We start from the raw sequence: 15,403 nt of genomic DNA, 5'->3' as shown, positions 1-15,403 counted from the left end.
CGCCTACTTCCACTCCCGTGTTTTTAACTCCGATAATGAAGATTCCGTAAGGGTGCACTCGTAACCGACGAATCTTCGCCTTGCGCTGCCACTGATGGTGCGATGCCTCAGTGGTTCAGCAGGTCACATCGTCATTGGGGAGGGCCGACGCCCTCCCTGTGGAACCGCGTTTGGGGAGCCCGCCGTCTTCCGGCGTTGGGCCGCGCCGGGGCGCCATGAGGTGCTCGTTATCGCTGGTATGCGGAAGGCTGCCGGGCTGTGGCGTCCTGTTTTTTCTGGATTGCTTGTGCCATTGGCGCGGGGTCGTCTTCATAGTCGGTGGCCCCGGCCAGATCGCGGCCGGCGATGTAGCCGAATGTCAGTGCGGGTCCCAGGTTGATGCCGCCGGCAGGGTAGTGGCCGCCCATGACCGATGCGTGATCGTTGCCGGCTACATACAGCCCCGGGATGGCTTCGCCGTCGTTGTTCAGGACGCGGGCGCGGCCGTCCGCGTCGAGGCCGGCGAAGGTACCGAAGCTTCCTGGCACTACCTTGACCGCATAGTAGGGGCCTTTTTCAAGGGGTGCCAGGGATGGGTTGGGACCCACGTTCGGATCGCCGCCGTAGCGGTTGAATTCGGTGTCCCCTCTCCCGTAGTCCGGGTCCACGCCTTGGCGGGCGTGTTCGTTGAAGCGCTCCAAGGTGTGCCGCAGGGCGACTGGGTCGATCCCGGATTTGGTGGCGAGTTCTTCAATCGTGCGGCCCTTCTTCAGGTAGCCCGAGCGCAGGTAGGGAAACAGCGGCACGGGCAGCGGTTTGGCCATGCCCAGTGGGTACTTGCGGACGAACCGGGTGTCGGCGATCTGCCAGGACTGCACCGCCTCGCCTTCGGGCGTGGCGTCGATCAGTGCGGTGATGTAGTCGTAGTAGCCGTTGGCCTCGTTGACGAACCGTTTGCCGTTGGCCCTTACTCCGATGGAGCCGGGTTTGGCGCGGTCCATGATGTGTGGGAATGTGCCCGTCCGGCCGTTGCGGTAGGGCACGAGTGAGACCGGGCACCATGCAGCGGCTGACTTCACATTGGTTTTGAACCGGGCGCCGACGGACTGGCCCAGCGAGATGCCGTCGCCGTTGGCTTCAGCCGGCGCCAGCGTCCAATGCTCGCGGCCGGTAGGGGTTTTGGGGAACAGTTCTTTGCGTCGTTGAATATCGTGGGGGAATCCGCCGGTTGCCAGCACCACGCCGCGGGCTGCTTTGATGGCCAGTGTGCCTTCGGGGGAATCGACAAGGGCGCCGGATACCCGCCCGGTGCCGTCGGTCAGCAGGCGGGTAACGGGTGTGGAGACGCGGATGTGGACGCCGAGGTCGTCGGCGGACTTCATCAGCCGGCCGGTCAGGGCGGTTCCGTTGACCAGTTGCATGTTCCTGCGGTGGACCAGAAGATCCCAGACGTGCGGGGTGAAGCGGCAAGCGGCGTGGAACAGGCCGATGATGCTGCCCTGTGACGCTGAAAGGAATTTGGTGAGGTCGGGGCCGGCCATGATGCCCATGCCCAGAAACGAGGTCTCATAGAGCTGGTGGCGCATCTTGGCGCGTACTTCGGGTTTGATGCTGCGGGCGTTGATGGGCTTGGGCCCGACCGAGCGGTGGCCGGTTCCGGCTCCCGGTGTTTGGCCGTAGATGTCCTTGATATTCTCGCCTGGGGTGAACTGCAGGCTGGTTTTGTTCTCGAAGAAGCCCACCATGTGCGGCACGGCCTCAAGAAATGCTTCGACCTTCTCGGTCTGGTAGTCCGGGCCGAGGCGGTGGCGCAGGTAGGTGCGGATGGCTTCCCGGTCCTCGCTGACGCCGGCAGCTTTCGCCAACGGATTTGCCGGGGTCCAGGCCCAGCCGCCGGACCAGGACGTGGCGCCCCCGCAGACCGGGGCCTTCTCCACGACGATGACTTTCAGGCCGTGGTAGGCGGCCGTGACCGCTGCGGAAAGCCCGCCCGCGCCGGAGCCGATGACCAGGACGTCGCAGTCCAGGGTCTTGGCGGGGGCTGTGGTCAGGTCATCGGATTCTGTGGTGTTCACTTGGCTCTGGCCTTAATTGTTGGCTGTATCTGTGGTCTGTGTTTTGTGTGCAGGGGGTGAATGCGTGGCAACTGACGTCCCGGTTGCCGGTTGCCGCACACTCGTCTTCGCGTCGCCGCTGGTTTGGGCGCGTCCTGCTTCTTGGGTGGGTTTAGCGGTGTTCCTTGTTGGCCCACTTATAGGACCAAAGGCTGGACACCAGGGCTATCAGGCACAGCCCGGCAAGCAGTGCCGCGGCAGGGGCCCAGCTGCCGCTGCTGGCCATGAGGGCCGTGGCGATCAGCGGGATGAAGCCGCCCACGGCCCCGGCCAGTGCATAGGCAAATCCTGCGCCGCTGTAGCGGATCCGGACATCGAACATGTCGGTGAACCACGTCTGCTGAACGCAGGTGGAGATGTTGTGCCCGAGATTGATCAGGACGACGAAGCCCAGGATCATCGGGATCAGTTCACCGCTTTCCAGCGCTGCGAAGAACGGCGCGGCTGAAAGGGCCGCGGCGAGCGGGCCGATGATGTAGAACCACTTCCGGCCGTACCTGTCCGCGAGGCGTCCCCAGAGTGCCAGGCAGGGGATGGCCAGGATCATGGCGACCATCGAAGCGGTCAGGACGGTGGAGGTAGGGGTGTGGGTGAAGTTCTTGACGTAGGCCAGGGAGAAGGTGAAGCCCATGTAGAACGTGCTCTGGTCCACCATCCGCATGCCGATCACAGCGAGGATCTGCTTGGGGCTGGTCCGCAGCGCTTCGGCCAACGGTGCGCGCGCGGCCTTGTGTTCTTCCTTGGCGGCGGCGAACTCCGCCGACTCGGGTACGCCGGCCCGGATCCAGAGTCCGACAAGGGCGAAGAGGATGCTGATCAGGAACGGGAGCCGCCAGCCCCAGGCGAGGAACTGTTCCGCTGTGGTCAGGGCGGTGACCAGGGAGAACGCTGCGGTGCCGAGCAGCAGCCCGACGAAGGAGCCGATCTGCACACCGGTGGCGAGGAAGTTCCGTTTGCCTGCCGGCGCGTTTTCCACTGCCATCAGTGCCGCGCCGCCCCATTCACCGCCGACGGCGATGCCCTGGATGGCCCGCAGGGTCACGAGCAGGATGGGTGCCGCGACGCCGATCGCGGCGTAGCCGGGGAGCAACCCGATGGCGGTGCTGGCCAGTCCCATCATGATGACGGTGATGAAGAGCATGGTGCGGCGGCCGTACTTGTCGCCGAAGTGGCCGAAGATTGCCCCGCCGAGCGGGCGGAAGAGGAATCCGACGGCGAACGAGCCCATGGACGCCAGGAGCCCGGCGACTTGGTTGTCCGAGGGGAAGAACAACGGTCCGAACACGACGGCGGCGGCCGTGCCGTAGAGGAAGAAGTCATACCAGTCGACGACGGCGCCAACGGTGCTGGCCAGCGCTGCCCGCCGTCCTGCCTTGGCACTGATGACGACGGGTGGGTGGTTGGGAGCGCTCATGGCGGTAACGCTCCCGGTGCTGGGGGTTTGGGGACTCGTCATTGCGGTTCACCGCAACCTTTCTGTAGCTCGGCTGCACCTTTGCTGGCGAGCGGAATGAGTGCTTTAATGACTACGTAGTCATTCAGTGATTTAGATCATATGCACACCGCTTGATGGCAGTCAACACTTAGCGAGCAGGATGGAAGTTATGAATAGAACGATTGGTCTGGCGCACTTGTCCGCGCTGCATCTGAGTCCGCCGGACCTGGTGGAGGCAGCGGCAGATGCGGGCTTCACCTCGGTCGGGATCCGGGTCCACCCGGCCACACGGAGTGAAACTCAGTACCCGATGGCTGCCGGTTCGTTCATGTCCGCGCAGACCATCGAACGCCTGGCCGGTACGGGCCTCTCAGTCCGCGACATCGAGGTCTTCACCCTGGACGGACACCGCGGCCGCAAGGAATGGGAACCGGTGCTGGAGGCAGGAGCGGCCCTCGGCGCGGGCATTCTGAACGTGATCGGCGCTGACCCGGATCCCGCCCGGCTGACGGACAGCCTTGCGGCTCTGGTTGACGATGCCGCCCAGTACGGAATCCGTCCGTCCATTGAGCCGATCTCCTATCAGCCGCTGGATTCCGTACCCGCTGCCGGCCTGCTGGTCGACCGGACGGGGTGCGGCATCATGCTGGACTCGCTCCATTTCGTGCGGGCGGGCAGCCAAATTGAAGACCTGAAAGCCCTGCCTTCCGGCGCGGTCACAGTCATCCAGCTCTGTGACGGCCCGGCCGCGACCCCGGTTCTCCCCGTCCCGCACCGCATGCCGCTGGGACAGGAGGTGAACGGGTCCGCGCGGCAGATCGAATCCCGCGCGAAGCGGCTGGCCCCCGGGGAGGGAGTGTTCCCTCTCCGGGAGATCCTGGCGGCACTGCCTGACGCGCCCATCAGCGTCGAAGTCCCTGACGTCTGGGCCGTCGAGGCCGGCGGCACAGCCGCCCATCTCAAACACCTCCACACCGCAGCCGACACTCTGATCGGCTCACACCTGCAGACCGAAATGGAATCAACGTCATGAGCGAACTCACCGAAGTCACAACACCGGGACCAGCCGCAGGCAGCCCCCAAGGGCCCCGAACCGCCAGCGCCGAGACTTACTGGCCCGGCCGGTTCCGGGGCCAGGTCATCCTGGTGACCGGCGCAGCCGGCGGGCTCGGATCCGACACCGCGGACCGGCTCTCCCGCGAAGGCGCCACCGTCGTCTGCACAGATGTCGCCGACGGCGGGCTGGGCGACGGAAGCAGCCCCGCGAACTGCATGGCGCTGAACGTCACCCGAAGGCAGGACTGGGACCACACCGTCCAGACAGTACTGGACCGGTACGGCCGGATCGACGGGGCCCTGTTCGCCCACGGAATCCAGGGCCCCGAGGTTCCCGTGACGCAAATGCCGGCCGACGGATGGGCCAGGACCCTGAGCGTTAACCTCGACGGCTGCCTGCACGGCCTGGCCAGCATCCTCCCCGCCCTCACCCGGCAGGCCTACGGCCGGGTGGCCATCCTGTCATCGATTTCCGCCCGCGAGGGAAACCCGCACCAGGCCGCCTACTCGGCGTCCAAGGCCGGACTCGTCGCGCTGGTCAAAACGGCAGCGAAGGAAGTTGCCCCGTACGGCGTCACCGTCAATTCCATCGCACCGTCGATGATGAAGACCCGGCTCCTTGAAGACCTCAGCCCGGAACGAAACGCCCAGCTGCTCGCCAAAGTCCCCATGGGCAGGGTCGGACTGCCGGAAGAATTCTCCGCCCTGGCAACCTGGCTGCTGTCCACGGAAGCGAGCTACATGACCGGTCAGACGCTCGATTTGAGCGGAGGCCGCAACACCGCCTAAGCCGGCGCGGCTGTCGTTGCCCGTACCTCCAGCCTGACCGGGAACACGGATTTCAACGTTTCGCTGGGAGGCTCGCCTTCGATCCTCCCAGCCAGCCGGTCCACAGCCGCATACGACATTTCCGGAATCGGCTGATGCACCGTGGTGAGGTTGATGAAAGCCCACCGCGCCGGCCCGGAATCATCAAATCCGACGACGGAGAGTTCCTCAGGAACATTGATCCCCAACTGCGCGGCCGCGTCCAGGGCAGCAAACGCAAAGGCATCCGTCACGCAAAACAGTGCCGTAGGCCTGTCCTGGGTATCAAGCATCTCCAGGGCTGCCCGTACCCCGTCCTCGTGGGTCAGGCGAATGTGTCGAATCCACTCCTCGCGCACCTCCAGGCTGCGGCGTTTCATGGCCGCGCGGAAACCATCCTCACGGTCGCGGCCATTGGAACGGTCCCGCAGCGTGGTCAGCAGCCCAATACGTTTATGACCCAGTCCCTGGAGGTGCGCCACGACGATCTCGCCCGCGTCCCGATCATCGGCAAGAACTGCTTCGACCTCGACGCTGGGATCATCACGGCTGAGCAGCACCACCGGCGTGCCGCGCTCCAGAACCCTGCGGACCGCCGCAGAAGACTCCCGCGCCGAGACAAAAATCATCCCGTCGACCGTCGCCCTGTCGAGCACATCAACCGCCTCGGGATCAGACGAAACATCCGGATCACGGATCAACACCATCCGATAGCCACGCTCAAGAAGCCTGTTCTGCAACGACTCCACAATGACCGGATAAATGGGGCTGGTCAGATCAGCGACGACCACGCCAACAGCATGCGTTCGCCGCGTTACCATCATGCGGGCCGCTGCATCCGGCACATAGCCGAGTTCGCGGGCTCCGGCCAAAACCCGGTCCTTGGTTGACGGCGCGACAGCCGGATCCCCACGCAAAGCACGTGAAACCGTCGACTGTGACAATCCCAGATGCCGGGCCACATCAACGCTGGTTACCATTGCATAATCGTATTTCACCCACGCCCGTGCGGTATCCAACTGGCCCGCACGATGTCGTGCCGTCCCGCCGAGGTCCAGACATCCTCTGGACAAAGGCGGCGGCCGTAGAGGTTGGAGCTCGTGTGGGTGCGGGGATCGCTGCCCAGTGAACATGCCGCCGCGTTGCGCGGCGGTGCCGGTGAGGGTGACGAGCGAGATGCCGACGAATTTGGTCCAGCGTGCTCACGCCCAGGTGCCCGCTCCGCTCTCCAGTCACCAGTGCCTCGACGCTCATCTCCCGGGTCGCGTTGTTCGGGTACGTACCGGGGGCGTGGCTAGGGGAGGCTGGGCTCAACTCCGTATTTTTGTCGGGTAAGAGCCTCCGATGTTGCCGTTATTCGTTCTCGTCAGGGGCGAGGAACTTCATCAGCGTCTCCATGAGGTGGAGCGTCTTTCGGCCCGGATCGAGGAGGGACTGGATCCGGAGGCCGTCCATCATTGCCGTCACCATGGTTACTTTGTCGTCTGCGCTGAGTTCCTCGCTGTCCTGGGTGGCGAGCCGTGTGCTGGTGAAGTGGTCGCGCATTTTTTCTCTGCGCGCGATGAAAAAGTCGTGGGCGGGGTGGCTTGGATTTGTTGCCGCGATGGTGATGGCAAGCCAGTTCCGTTGCTGGTCCGGTGCGCGAACTCGTCCCGCAGGACGCTGGTCAGTACCTGTTCCCTGGGCACTTTCGATTCCATGATGCGGCGGGCGAGTTCCGAGTCGTCGGCGTCGCGCTGCGCGAGGGCGGCCAGGAGGAGCTCATCCTTGGTGGCGAAATGGCGGAGCAACGCCGCGTGGGTCACGTTCGCCCGGGCGGCAATGTCCCTCAGGGATGCCCGCTCGTAGCAGTGCTCGGCGAAGCTTGCTGACGCTGCCCGGACGATCTCCGCCCGGCAACTCCTTACCGACCCGAAGGAATCCCGGCTGGCGATCGTCAGTGCCACGCTGCCATTTGGACAGCCCTGCCACCTTGACGGGCTGCAGGGCGGAGTCCTGACAGCTGTCCAAGGAGCCGGATGTTCGATACTCCGCTCGGAAAATCCGAGACGGTTCTTACGCAGGGCGATGCGCTGACCTTCCGCAGGAGAAAGCCATTGACCTGGTTCAGCGCGAGAACAGGACCCTCCACAGTCCTGTGGGTGGGCAGGCCAGGGGGCGATATGCGAAAAGACTTCCGATGCGCCTAAGTAAGACTGAAACAGGTCTGCCCCGGCAGAGATCTGCCGGCGCACGGTGTTCGGGTGCATTCCCAGGACCTTGGCCTGGCAAATTGAACTCTGCCGAGAGAGCACTCAGTCAACCCACAGCCAACCACGATTCCGTAAGGAGGTTTATACAGCAGATGCCTCCCGCGGTCTCGCCACGAATGTTTTCATGGGAGATTCCCGAAAGGGAGCCCGTGGCCTGGCGTAAATCGCCAAACCCGGCTAGAAATCACCCACTAGTTGCGCACATTCTCACGACTCGAGGTGGCAGCGAGAGGGCTGCCAATGACTTGCGACAGGCGGTCCGCACCGGCTTGGGCAACGGGAACTACACCCTGCTATTTCTCTGGATCAAGTTCTGGTCATACGGCGGCGATGCCCGTATGACGGAGTTGGGCGCCTTTATACGGGGTTCGCAGGAACTGTCCAACATTGACGCGATCGTGTTGGGGTTCGTCGTCGACGAACTTCACGAACCCTGGCGAAAGGCCATACGTACCCTCCACCGTCGCGCCACGGGATCCTCACGACCGCCACCCCAGCGCCCTCAACGCCGATAACGGATCATAGGTCGGCCTTGCTGGGTGCCAACGGGGGAGCGGCAGCATCTGCTTCCCCTGTCTTTCAATGTGAGGGTTGTAAGAAACCGCGAGCGGACCGCTCGACTGCAGGTCGGCACACAATCATCTGCGAATGGCCGTCCCGCCGACCTTTCAGATGGACCAGGTCGGGATGACGGTGGATTGCGGGGGGAACTGCCAGCACTCAAACTGGACCACAAGCAGACCGCCGGTCGGCGACCTGAACCGACGGAAGTCACCCATTAAAAGGACAAGGCGATGAATCCGACCAGGGCGGTACTCGAGGCACACTGGCGCACATCCGAAAGCGGGGATAGTGAAGCCGAACACGCTATCTATTCCGACGACGCGATCCTCGACTATCCCCAGTCGGGTGAACGCTTCCGGGGTCGAACGACGATTGCGGCGCAACGTGGTGGGCACCTTGCCGAGAGGCATTTCACGGTGCTGCGGATCGTCGGAAGCGGGAATCTTTGGGTGAGCGAGTGCATCATCACGTATGACGGCGTGCCGACATACTCGGTGTCCGTCATGCAATTCGTTCAAGAGAAGGTGGTGCATGAGACGCAGTACTTCGCCGACACCTTTGGCGCCCCCGCATGGCGGATAGCAATCGCAGAGCCGATGCCGGGCCGGCAGATCGAAAGGGCATGATTCTTACCGGAGGGACGAGTAATGCCGCCGCAATCGACCCGAAGCACGTCCTTATCATCGGAGCCGGACCGGGCCTCGGAGCCGCTGTGGCCCGTCGCTATGCCGAAGAAGGGTTCCGAATCACGCTCGTCGCGCGCCACGAGGACTCCCTTGCCGCTCTCGCCGGCGACTTGCGCGCGTCCGGCGCCAACATCGATACCGTGCTCGCCGACGCCGCCGACCAGGAGGAGTTCCGTCTACGTCTGCAGGCCATCGCACAGATCGACGCCCCAGGAATCGTGGTCTACAACGCTGCCCTGATCGCCAGAGACAGTATCCTGGCCGCGGACGCGGAGTATCTGATGGCCGGGTACAACGTCGACGTCCTCGGCGCCATCACTGCTGCGCAGGTTCTCACACCGGCGATGGCACAGGCGCGCAACGGCACGTTCCTGACGACGAACAGCTGGCTCAGCCACTACCCGCAGCCCGCGCATGCGACCCTCTCGATCGGAAAGACCGCCCTGCGCGCGGTGACCCATTTGTTGCATGACGAGCTGGCCCGGCAGAACGTCCACGTCACCGGGGTCACCATCGCCGGAGACATTGCGGATGGAACAGCGTTCGCGCCGGAACTGATCGCCGAAGCCTACTGGCGGCTTCACTCTCAGCCAGCATCGGAGTGGAGCCCAGAGGCTGTCTTCGACGGCACCTGATCAGCGTCACCGTACAGGGAAGTGTCGTGGGCCGACACTGCTTCCTCACTCCTTCCCGAGGACTTGCTCGCCGCCATCGACGTCGAAGGTCGCACCCGTCAGTGCAGAGTTGGTCATGATGTGAACAGCGAGGGCGGCCACGTCCTCCGGCGTCGCAGTGTCCAGCGCGCCGAGCTCACTTGCCGCTTGCTGCAGCCTCGCGGAATCACGGCCGGCGAGGATGACGCCGGCGCCCTCGGCCCGGGCACGCCGTGCCGCCTCCAGCCCGATGCCGGCGCTCCCGCCTGTCACCACCACGGTTTGCCCCGCCAAATCCGGCTCGCGTGCGGCCGGCGAAGCGGCAGCTGCGGTGCTCATCGGATCGCTCTCCCTCAGTCCGCCGTGGATGGTCCCGCGCCGACCGGCTTGCGCGCAGCCGCGATCTCCCCGCGTAGTGCCTTGAGCGCGGAGACATAGATTTCCGAGAATGTCGGGAACGGTTGGATGGTGTCGCTCAGGACATCGAGGGGGACTCGGGCCCGGATCGCCAGCGTCGCCTGCTGCAGCCACTCGCCGGCCTCCGGGCCGAGCGCGTACGCGCCGGTTAGCCGTTCGCCGTCGCTGAGGAGGGTCAGGAAACCGTTGCTCTCGGCGTAGGAGCGCGTGTAGGTTGCAGCCTTGGACACCTGCGAGACCCGGGCCGTGGCGCTGAAGCGGTCCTCGGTGGCGCCGACCGCTGCGGCCTGCGGGTCCGTGTAGGTGACCCGCGGAACGGCCTCATAGTGTGCCTCCCGCGGCTCCCCGAGGATGTTCGCGGCGACGACATCGCCCTGGTACTTTCCCACGTGGGTCAGCGGCCAGATCCCGGTGACGTCGCCGATCGCCCACAGCCCGTCCGCCACCCGAAGCCGCGCATCGACGGGTACTCCGCGGGCCGCCGGCTCGACGCCAACGGTCTCCAGGCCGATCGCCTGGATACGCGGGCGCCTGCCCGTGGCGACTAGCAGATGGTCGCCTCTCAGCTCGCGTCCGCCGTCGATCTCGACGATGTAGTCCCCACGGTCTCGCCGCGCCGCGGTCGAGGTCGCCGGCAGGACGAGTTCGATGCCCTCGCGGCTCAGGACGTCGCCGAGGGCCTCGCCCAGCGGCGCCGGCTCCCGGGCCAGGACGTGCGCGGACCTGTCGATGACTGCCACCTCGCCGCCGAATCGGCGCACGGCCTGGGCTATTTCGACGCCGACCGGGCCGCCGCCGAGGATGAGCAAGCGGCGGGGGATCGCCTTCATGGAGGTCGCCTCGCGGCTGCCCCACACGCCGTCCAGCTCGCTCAGTCCCGGGACCGGGGGCACGACCGGATCAGCGCCGTTGGCGAGGACCACGTGGTCTGCGGTGTGGCGCACGCCGTCGACCTCTACCACGCCCGGACCGGCAAGGCGTCCGGTGCCGCGCAGCAGGTCGATGCCTTGATCGGCCAGCCAGCGTTCCTGTCCGGCGTCGGAGTAGTCCGAGACCATGAAGTCGCGCCAAGCCAGCGCCGCCTCGACGTCGACTTCGGCAGTGGCGGCGGCCGCGCGGGCGGCATGGACCGCCTCACCGGGCCGCAGCAGTGTTTTGGACGGGATGCATGCCCAGTACGAGCACTCACCGCCGACCAGTTCGCGCTCCACCACGGCCACGTGCAGGCCGCCCTCGGCGAGCTCTCCCGCGCAGTGTTCCCCCGGCGAGCCACCCCCGATCACGATCACGTCGTAGTCGCTTTTCATGTCGGCAACTCCTCTCCAGCGTGCTCGCGCACCATATAGAGCGCGTACCAGTCGGGCCAGTCCGGGTCCTCCTGGCCGGTGAGTTCTTCGTGCTTGCCATGTGCCGTCGCGGCCCGCCTGAGGGCTTCTGCGAGGTCGCCCACGGACTCATAGGTGGTGGCCATCAGCCTCTCCTTTCAGCGTTGAATGCTTCAGCGGCCCGGAAGCCGGGTCTTGATCTCCTGGAGTACCCAGCCGTTACCGTCCGGGTCGCTGAAGGAGGCGAACGAACCGTAGTCCCGGTGTCCCGGGGCGGGCCCGTCGACACGTCCCTCGTTGCCGGCGTGGTGGAAGACGCCTGTGGCATCGTGGAAGGGTTCGCTGACCTCGACCCCGCGCGAGATGAGGTCGGCCCGGGCAGCGTCGATGTCATAGACCGCCAGGTGCAGCCCCTGCAGCGAGCCCGGCGGTGCGGAGGTGACGCCCTCGCCAAAGATGATCGAGCAACCGGAACCCGGGGGCGTGAACTGCATGAGCCGGTAGCCGTCCTCCGCGGCCGCTTCAGCGTCGAACCGCCAGCCCAAGCCGTCGTAGAACTGCTTCGCCCGGTCGACGTCCGAGACCGGCACCACGATGACCTCGAGCCTGAACTCCCCGGGCTTCACCGACGGGCTGCCGATAGCGCTTTTGCTGTTCGTATCGACACTATTCATCTCGGCCTCCCTGAGTTGGGCGCGTCAGAACAGGACGGCATCAGACGCATGGACCCGGAAACGCGGACAAAGTGCCGACCAGACTACCGGCGCTGCGGGCCGCGCTGCGGGGACCCCCGCGAGCACTTCCTGATCGTCCCCCCGGCCGATCTGCGGACCGGGGACGCTGCCCTCGGACCCCACATTTGTCCGCTCCAGGGTGAAAGTCAAGGACAAAATTGCCGTCCACTCCAAGCACCCTTGCTGGCCTCCCGGCCTCGGCGTAGGCTCGCCCGCAGGAGCGGCGGAGCCTTGGCGCCGGCAACGACGTCGGCCGGGACTATCGCTGCTAACCGCTACCTGAAAGACGGCCCAATCGTGCGCTCCGACATTGCACCTGGCGGCATCTTCCCCGATTACGAGTTGCCTGACCACGAGAACGTTCCCCGCAGGCTCAGTGAGTTGCAGGGCGAGGACCCGTTGGTGCTGACGCTTTCACGCGGACACTACTGCCCGAAGGAGCATCAGCAACACCTCGAGCTTGCGGCGTTCTACCCGAAGGTCGCTGACGCCTACACGCAGATGGCAACCATCGCGACCGATGACCACCACGTGCTCCAGGAATTCCGCGCGTCAGTGGGGGCGCAATGGGCGTTTCTCTCTGATCCTGGCCGCATTGTGCAGAAGGACCCGATGATCCCGCACACTCTGGTTCTGAAGGCCGGCCTGGTCATTCACAGCATCTACAACGGCTACTGGTTCTGGGGACTCCCCTCCGTCGAGGACCTGCGCCGCGACCTTCGCGCCGTGACGAGCGAGATCCGGCCGGACTGGGACCTCAGCACCCCGGGCCTCCGCGACGCCTGGAACGCGGCCAACTGGGCACCCTTCCACGGATGGAACAAGAAGTCGGCCGGCGCCTAAGGCCAATTGGCCAGCGCCAGCGCTGGACTTGACCCGCCGTCAGTCTGGGGCCGCTTCAGGCGGCCGACTTTGGCCCGGCACGTCTTCCTGCTCTGATGGGACTTTCGAAACAACGGTCGGCTACATTGCCGCGGCGGAGGCCGGACGCTGCGGCGGTAGCCGCCAGCGGACCCGGGGTAGGTTCGAGCCGGTGGGACCTGTGGGACCATGCCGCGAACGCGCCGGAGACTTCCCTCGCTGCCTTCCCCAGGTGGCGTGATTCCATGTGGTTCGTCCCGGTGAACGCATTTGATCTTTAGTCGAACGGCAGATCTCGCAAACACTTCCTCCACCCCCGTGTCATAAGCGCCGATAACGGACGTTTCGTCCGGCCAATGCGTGGGTCGGGGCGGCCTGGGAGTTAGGTCATCGGCCAAGCGTGTCGTCACGTTGTCGTTGGTCCAACACAGCTAACCAGGAGGGCGCCTCCCATACGTGGGATCTTGTACCTGCCTGCAGCACGCCTCCGATGCAGCTAACACCGGTCCTGGTGCGAAGCCGGATGGCCGCGTGGCCGTTTTTGGCCTGGTCATGTGGGTGTGTGTCGAAAAGCTCATGAGATGGGTGAAGGAGGTGTAGCCACATGAAGTTGTTCATAGTTGGATGGTTCTGCCGGTCATTGGGTGCTCCGTCCCTCGCGGGAGACATCACCCAGAACGTGGGACGGCGCGAACCCGTCCGTCGTCCAACTGTTGCCAGCGCAAAGACAAACCGTGTTTCCTCAGCGGGGAGCGCGGTTGGCGTTGCGGGCTGCGCAGAACGGCCAATTTTGAGGTGTGTACAAAGTACACACTTTGGGCCTCGGACTGGGTCGTACTGGGGTCGGATCGGATCGGATTCCGCATGTTTCCGCGGGACCCCAGTGTTTGCAGGGGCGGGAATGCAGTTCGAGTCCCACCTCGGGCACGTGTTTTCCCTGTTCAGGGGCTTGTGGGCCGCTGAGTGTGTACAAATCTCCTTTTATGGGCCCCTGCGGGGGCCCATTTTTGTTGATGCCCGTTGCGGTCTGGCGGCTCCTCCTCTTGCCTTGGACAGCGGTGTTGCTGCTTACTCCTTCATGGCCGGGAGCGCTTGGAACTGCATGACCTGCTGCGACTTCGGGATCAAAAACTCTATGGTCATCCCTGTAGGCAGCCAGAACTCCTGGGAAATTTTCGTTGTGTCCTCGGCAATGTTCTCGAGCAGCGGGCAGGAGCCGGGCCAACCTATCGCATTTGGTGACGACAAGGGGCGTCGCCGGCTCGAACAGCCGCCACGGCTTTCGCTTGGTCCTGGCCGTTTCTTTTTCCTGTCGGTCAGCCATTGTCGAAATAGATCGGGCCCCCTGGGGACACCCAGCCAAAAAGCGCATTGCGTGGCGCTGTCAGGTCCTGTTCGTTGGTGGAGATCCGGGCGTAGCCCGATGATCTGCGCGGGCAGGGGTGCAACTGTCGCGATTGTCCAACCTGAGCGGAACAGTTTTGCGGGCGGGGCATGCGCGAATCCAAGTTTCCAGTATCTGTATCTGATTTCTCGCAGCGCCAGTGCGGGCGGACGGTGTCGCGGTGGGGGACCGTCTAACGGGCGGCTCGCAAACCTGGAGCCGGCCCACCAATGTCATTTTCCGAAGTCGTCTGCACGGAACGTCACGAGACCTCTGCACTACAGGAACAGCTCATCTGGGGCGGGGCGGGTCGAGCAAGGATCCAGCGGGCCCGCAGCCAAGTGTTTCGGGTGCATGCCACAATGAGGCCCATGACTCGAATCCTCATGATCGGCATCCACGCGCGAGCCCTCGACTATAGCAAGCTGCCTCCTGGCCTCGACGAGGCCACGATGACCGAACGGATCGAAGCGGGGTTCGGGGCCACTACGGCCGCCGGCTTCGACGCCGTCAACTGCCTGATCGGCACCTCCCCGGACGAGGCCGAAGCAGAGATCCGCTCGGCATTCGGTCGTGATCGTTTCGGCCTCGTGATGATCGGGGGCGGCATCAGGATGATCCCGGAGTACACCGAGCTCTTCGAACGGATCATCAACGTGTGCAATGCGGAATCGCCCGGAATCACCTTCTGCTTCAACACATCGCCCGAGACGACTCTGGACGCGTTGGAGCGTCACGCCCAGCCGTGAACGTCTGCGACGCGATCCGGTGCGTCGACTGATATGTAGTGATCGTTTGTCAAGGGCGTGGGGAAGCGGTCCCGGGTTGGGTTGCCCGGGACCGCTTCTCATTTTGCTTGCCGGTGTGTCTGGCGGGGGTGGTCAGCGTGTCAATGGCGACGGCGCGGTCAGACTGATATGCGCGGGTTGGTTACCGCAGGACGAAGTGTTCGGCTGGAGGTTACCGCTGGTCTAGCTATGTCGGGCATGGCCGTTTCCGGCTGCCCATAGTCGAATCGCGGGTTTACTCCACGCGCTGCAAGAAACCGCTCCGCAGGGACGTTCCGGCAGTCCGTGCCCGGGCTGGCCGAGCGCGGAATCTAGTTGGTTATTGGCTGGGCTGGTCCGTTCTGGAAG

Annotated in this window: 14 protein-coding genes; 6 read left to right on the top strand and 8 right to left on the bottom strand. The window is 64.7% G+C overall.

Features of this window, described 5'->3' with window-relative positions:
• Nucleotides 1-227: 227 nt before the first annotated feature.
• Both Y706_RS0100625 and Y706_RS22775 read right to left on the bottom strand, forming a co-directional pair.
• A complete protein-coding gene (locus Y706_RS0100625) occupies nucleotides 228-2,054 on the bottom strand; it encodes an FAD-dependent oxidoreductase (protein WP_253906660.1) in 1,827 nt (608 codons plus the stop codon).
• A 151-nt stretch (nucleotides 2,055-2,205) separates the two neighbouring features.
• Nucleotides 2,206-3,507 (bottom strand): MFS transporter, encoded by a 1,302-nt coding sequence (locus tag Y706_RS22775; protein ID WP_043433965.1) that lies wholly within the window; start codon nucleotides 3,505-3,507, stop codon nucleotides 2,206-2,208.
• Nucleotides 3,508-3,697: 190 nt separating this feature from the next.
• Between Y706_RS22775 and Y706_RS0100615 the strand changes: the two genes are divergently transcribed.
• Entirely contained in the window at nucleotides 3,698-4,561 is an 864-nt protein-coding gene (locus tag Y706_RS0100615; protein ID WP_162159043.1) for a sugar phosphate isomerase/epimerase family protein, read from the top strand.
• Complete coding sequence (locus Y706_RS0100610) at nucleotides 4,558-5,373, top strand: SDR family NAD(P)-dependent oxidoreductase (protein ID WP_052354952.1); 816 nt, start codon at nucleotides 4,558-4,560, stop codon at nucleotides 5,371-5,373. The genes Y706_RS0100615 and Y706_RS0100610 overlap by 4 nt, the downstream gene beginning before the upstream one ends.
• On the opposite strand, the gene Y706_RS0100605 is transcribed toward Y706_RS0100610, so the two are convergent.
• Together Y706_RS0100605 and Y706_RS29655 are read right to left on the bottom strand one after the other, a co-directional pair.
• Nucleotides 5,370-6,371 carry a LacI family DNA-binding transcriptional regulator gene (locus Y706_RS0100605; RefSeq protein WP_028275088.1) on the bottom strand — a complete coding sequence of 334 codons (1,002 nt, stop codon included), beginning with the start codon at nucleotides 6,369-6,371 and terminating at the stop codon, nucleotides 5,370-5,372. The two genes, Y706_RS0100610 and Y706_RS0100605, sit on opposite strands and share 4 nt — an antisense overlap.
• Nucleotides 6,372-6,744: 373 nt before the next feature.
• A complete protein-coding gene (locus Y706_RS29655; RefSeq protein ID WP_028275087.1) occupies nucleotides 6,745-6,936 on the bottom strand; it encodes a hypothetical protein in 192 nt (63 codons plus the stop codon).
• 1,501 nt (nucleotides 6,937-8,437) lie between these two features.
• Between Y706_RS29655 and Y706_RS0100590 the strand changes: the two genes are divergently transcribed.
• Entirely contained in the window at nucleotides 8,438-8,833 is a 396-nt protein-coding gene (locus tag Y706_RS0100590) for a nuclear transport factor 2 family protein (RefSeq protein WP_028275085.1), read from the top strand.
• The gene (locus tag Y706_RS0100585) at nucleotides 8,779-9,528 is read left to right on the top strand and encodes an SDR family NAD(P)-dependent oxidoreductase (RefSeq protein ID WP_084475804.1); all 750 of its coding nucleotides are present in this window, start codon (nucleotides 8,779-8,781) and stop codon (nucleotides 9,526-9,528) included. Before Y706_RS0100590 ends, Y706_RS0100585 begins: the two co-directional genes overlap by 55 nt.
• 45 nt (nucleotides 9,529-9,573) lie before the next feature.
• Here Y706_RS0100585 and Y706_RS22770 read toward each other — a convergent pair whose 3' ends face one another.
• From Y706_RS22770 to Y706_RS0100565, 4 genes are read right to left on the bottom strand one after another with little or no spacing between them, the layout of a single operon-like run.
• Nucleotides 9,574-9,885 carry an SDR family NAD(P)-dependent oxidoreductase gene (locus tag Y706_RS22770; RefSeq protein WP_028275083.1) on the bottom strand — a complete coding sequence of 104 codons (312 nt, stop codon included), beginning with the start codon at nucleotides 9,883-9,885 and terminating at the stop codon, nucleotides 9,574-9,576.
• A 14-nt stretch (nucleotides 9,886-9,899) separates the two neighbouring features.
• Complete coding sequence (locus Y706_RS22765; RefSeq protein ID WP_043433961.1) at nucleotides 9,900-11,270, bottom strand: dihydrolipoyl dehydrogenase family protein; 1,371 nt, start codon at nucleotides 11,268-11,270, stop codon at nucleotides 9,900-9,902.
• Nucleotides 11,267-11,434 (bottom strand): hypothetical protein, encoded by a 168-nt coding sequence (locus Y706_RS29515; RefSeq protein ID WP_043433958.1) that lies wholly within the window; start codon nucleotides 11,432-11,434, stop codon nucleotides 11,267-11,269. Before Y706_RS29515 ends, Y706_RS22765 begins: the two co-directional genes overlap by 4 nt.
• A gap of 27 nt (nucleotides 11,435-11,461) precedes the next feature.
• A complete protein-coding gene (locus Y706_RS0100565; protein WP_028275082.1) occupies nucleotides 11,462-11,962 on the bottom strand; it encodes a VOC family protein in 501 nt (166 codons plus the stop codon).
• A gap of 291 nt (nucleotides 11,963-12,253) precedes the next feature.
• Here Y706_RS0100565 and Y706_RS0100560 point away from each other — a divergent pair, with 291 nt between their 5' ends.
• Both Y706_RS0100560 and Y706_RS0100550 read left to right on the top strand, forming a co-directional pair.
• A complete protein-coding gene (locus tag Y706_RS0100560) occupies nucleotides 12,254-12,865 on the top strand; it encodes a peroxiredoxin family protein (protein WP_216699078.1) in 612 nt (203 codons plus the stop codon).
• A gap of 1,773 nt (nucleotides 12,866-14,638) precedes the next feature.
• Nucleotides 14,639-15,016 carry a hypothetical protein gene (locus Y706_RS0100550; RefSeq protein WP_028275079.1) on the top strand — a complete coding sequence of 126 codons (378 nt, stop codon included), beginning with the start codon at nucleotides 14,639-14,641 and terminating at the stop codon, nucleotides 15,014-15,016.
• Nucleotides 15,017-15,403 lie beyond the last annotated feature (387 nt).

Origin of the sequence: Arthrobacter sp. I3 (genome assembly GCF_000520575.1) — a bacterium.
Taxonomy (GTDB): domain Bacteria; phylum Actinomycetota; class Actinomycetes; order Actinomycetales; family Micrococcaceae; genus Arthrobacter; species Arthrobacter humicola_A.
This window is presented reverse-complemented; position numbering and strand designations above follow the sequence as displayed.

Excerpts from the sequence above, each read along its gene's own strand:
- Y706_RS0100615 (WP_162159043.1), top strand. The coding sequence starts at position 3,698 with ATGAATAGAACGATTGGTCTGGCGCACTTGTCCGCGCTGCATCTGAGT.
- Y706_RS0100605 (WP_028275088.1), bottom strand. The coding sequence starts at position 6,371 with ATGGTAACCAGCGTTGATGTGGCCCGGCATCTGGGATTGTCACAGTCG.
- Y706_RS22770 (WP_028275083.1), bottom strand. The coding sequence starts at position 9,885 with ATGAGCACCGCAGCTGCCGCTTCGCCGGCCGCACGCGAGCCGGATTTG.
- Y706_RS0100590 (WP_028275085.1), top strand. The coding sequence starts at position 8,438 with ATGAATCCGACCAGGGCGGTACTCGAGGCACACTGGCGCACATCCGAA.
- Y706_RS22775 (WP_043433965.1), bottom strand. The coding sequence starts at position 3,507 with ATGAGCGCTCCCAACCACCCACCCGTCGTCATCAGTGCCAAGGCAGGA.
- Y706_RS0100610 (WP_052354952.1), top strand. The coding sequence starts at position 4,558 with ATGAGCGAACTCACCGAAGTCACAACACCGGGACCAGCCGCAGGCAGC.
- Y706_RS22765 (WP_043433961.1), bottom strand. The coding sequence starts at position 11,270 with ATGAAAAGCGACTACGACGTGATCGTGATCGGGGGTGGCTCGCCGGGG.
- Y706_RS0100550 (WP_028275079.1), top strand. The coding sequence starts at position 14,639 with ATGACTCGAATCCTCATGATCGGCATCCACGCGCGAGCCCTCGACTAT.
- Y706_RS29515 (WP_043433958.1), bottom strand. The coding sequence starts at position 11,434 with ATGGCCACCACCTATGAGTCCGTGGGCGACCTCGCAGAAGCCCTCAGG.
- Y706_RS0100565 (WP_028275082.1), bottom strand. The coding sequence starts at position 11,962 with ATGAATAGTGTCGATACGAACAGCAAAAGCGCTATCGGCAGCCCGTCG.
- Y706_RS0100585 (WP_084475804.1), top strand. The coding sequence starts at position 8,779 with ATGGCGGATAGCAATCGCAGAGCCGATGCCGGGCCGGCAGATCGAAAG.
- Y706_RS29655 (WP_028275087.1), bottom strand. The coding sequence starts at position 6,936 with ATGCGCGACCACTTCACCAGCACACGGCTCGCCACCCAGGACAGCGAG.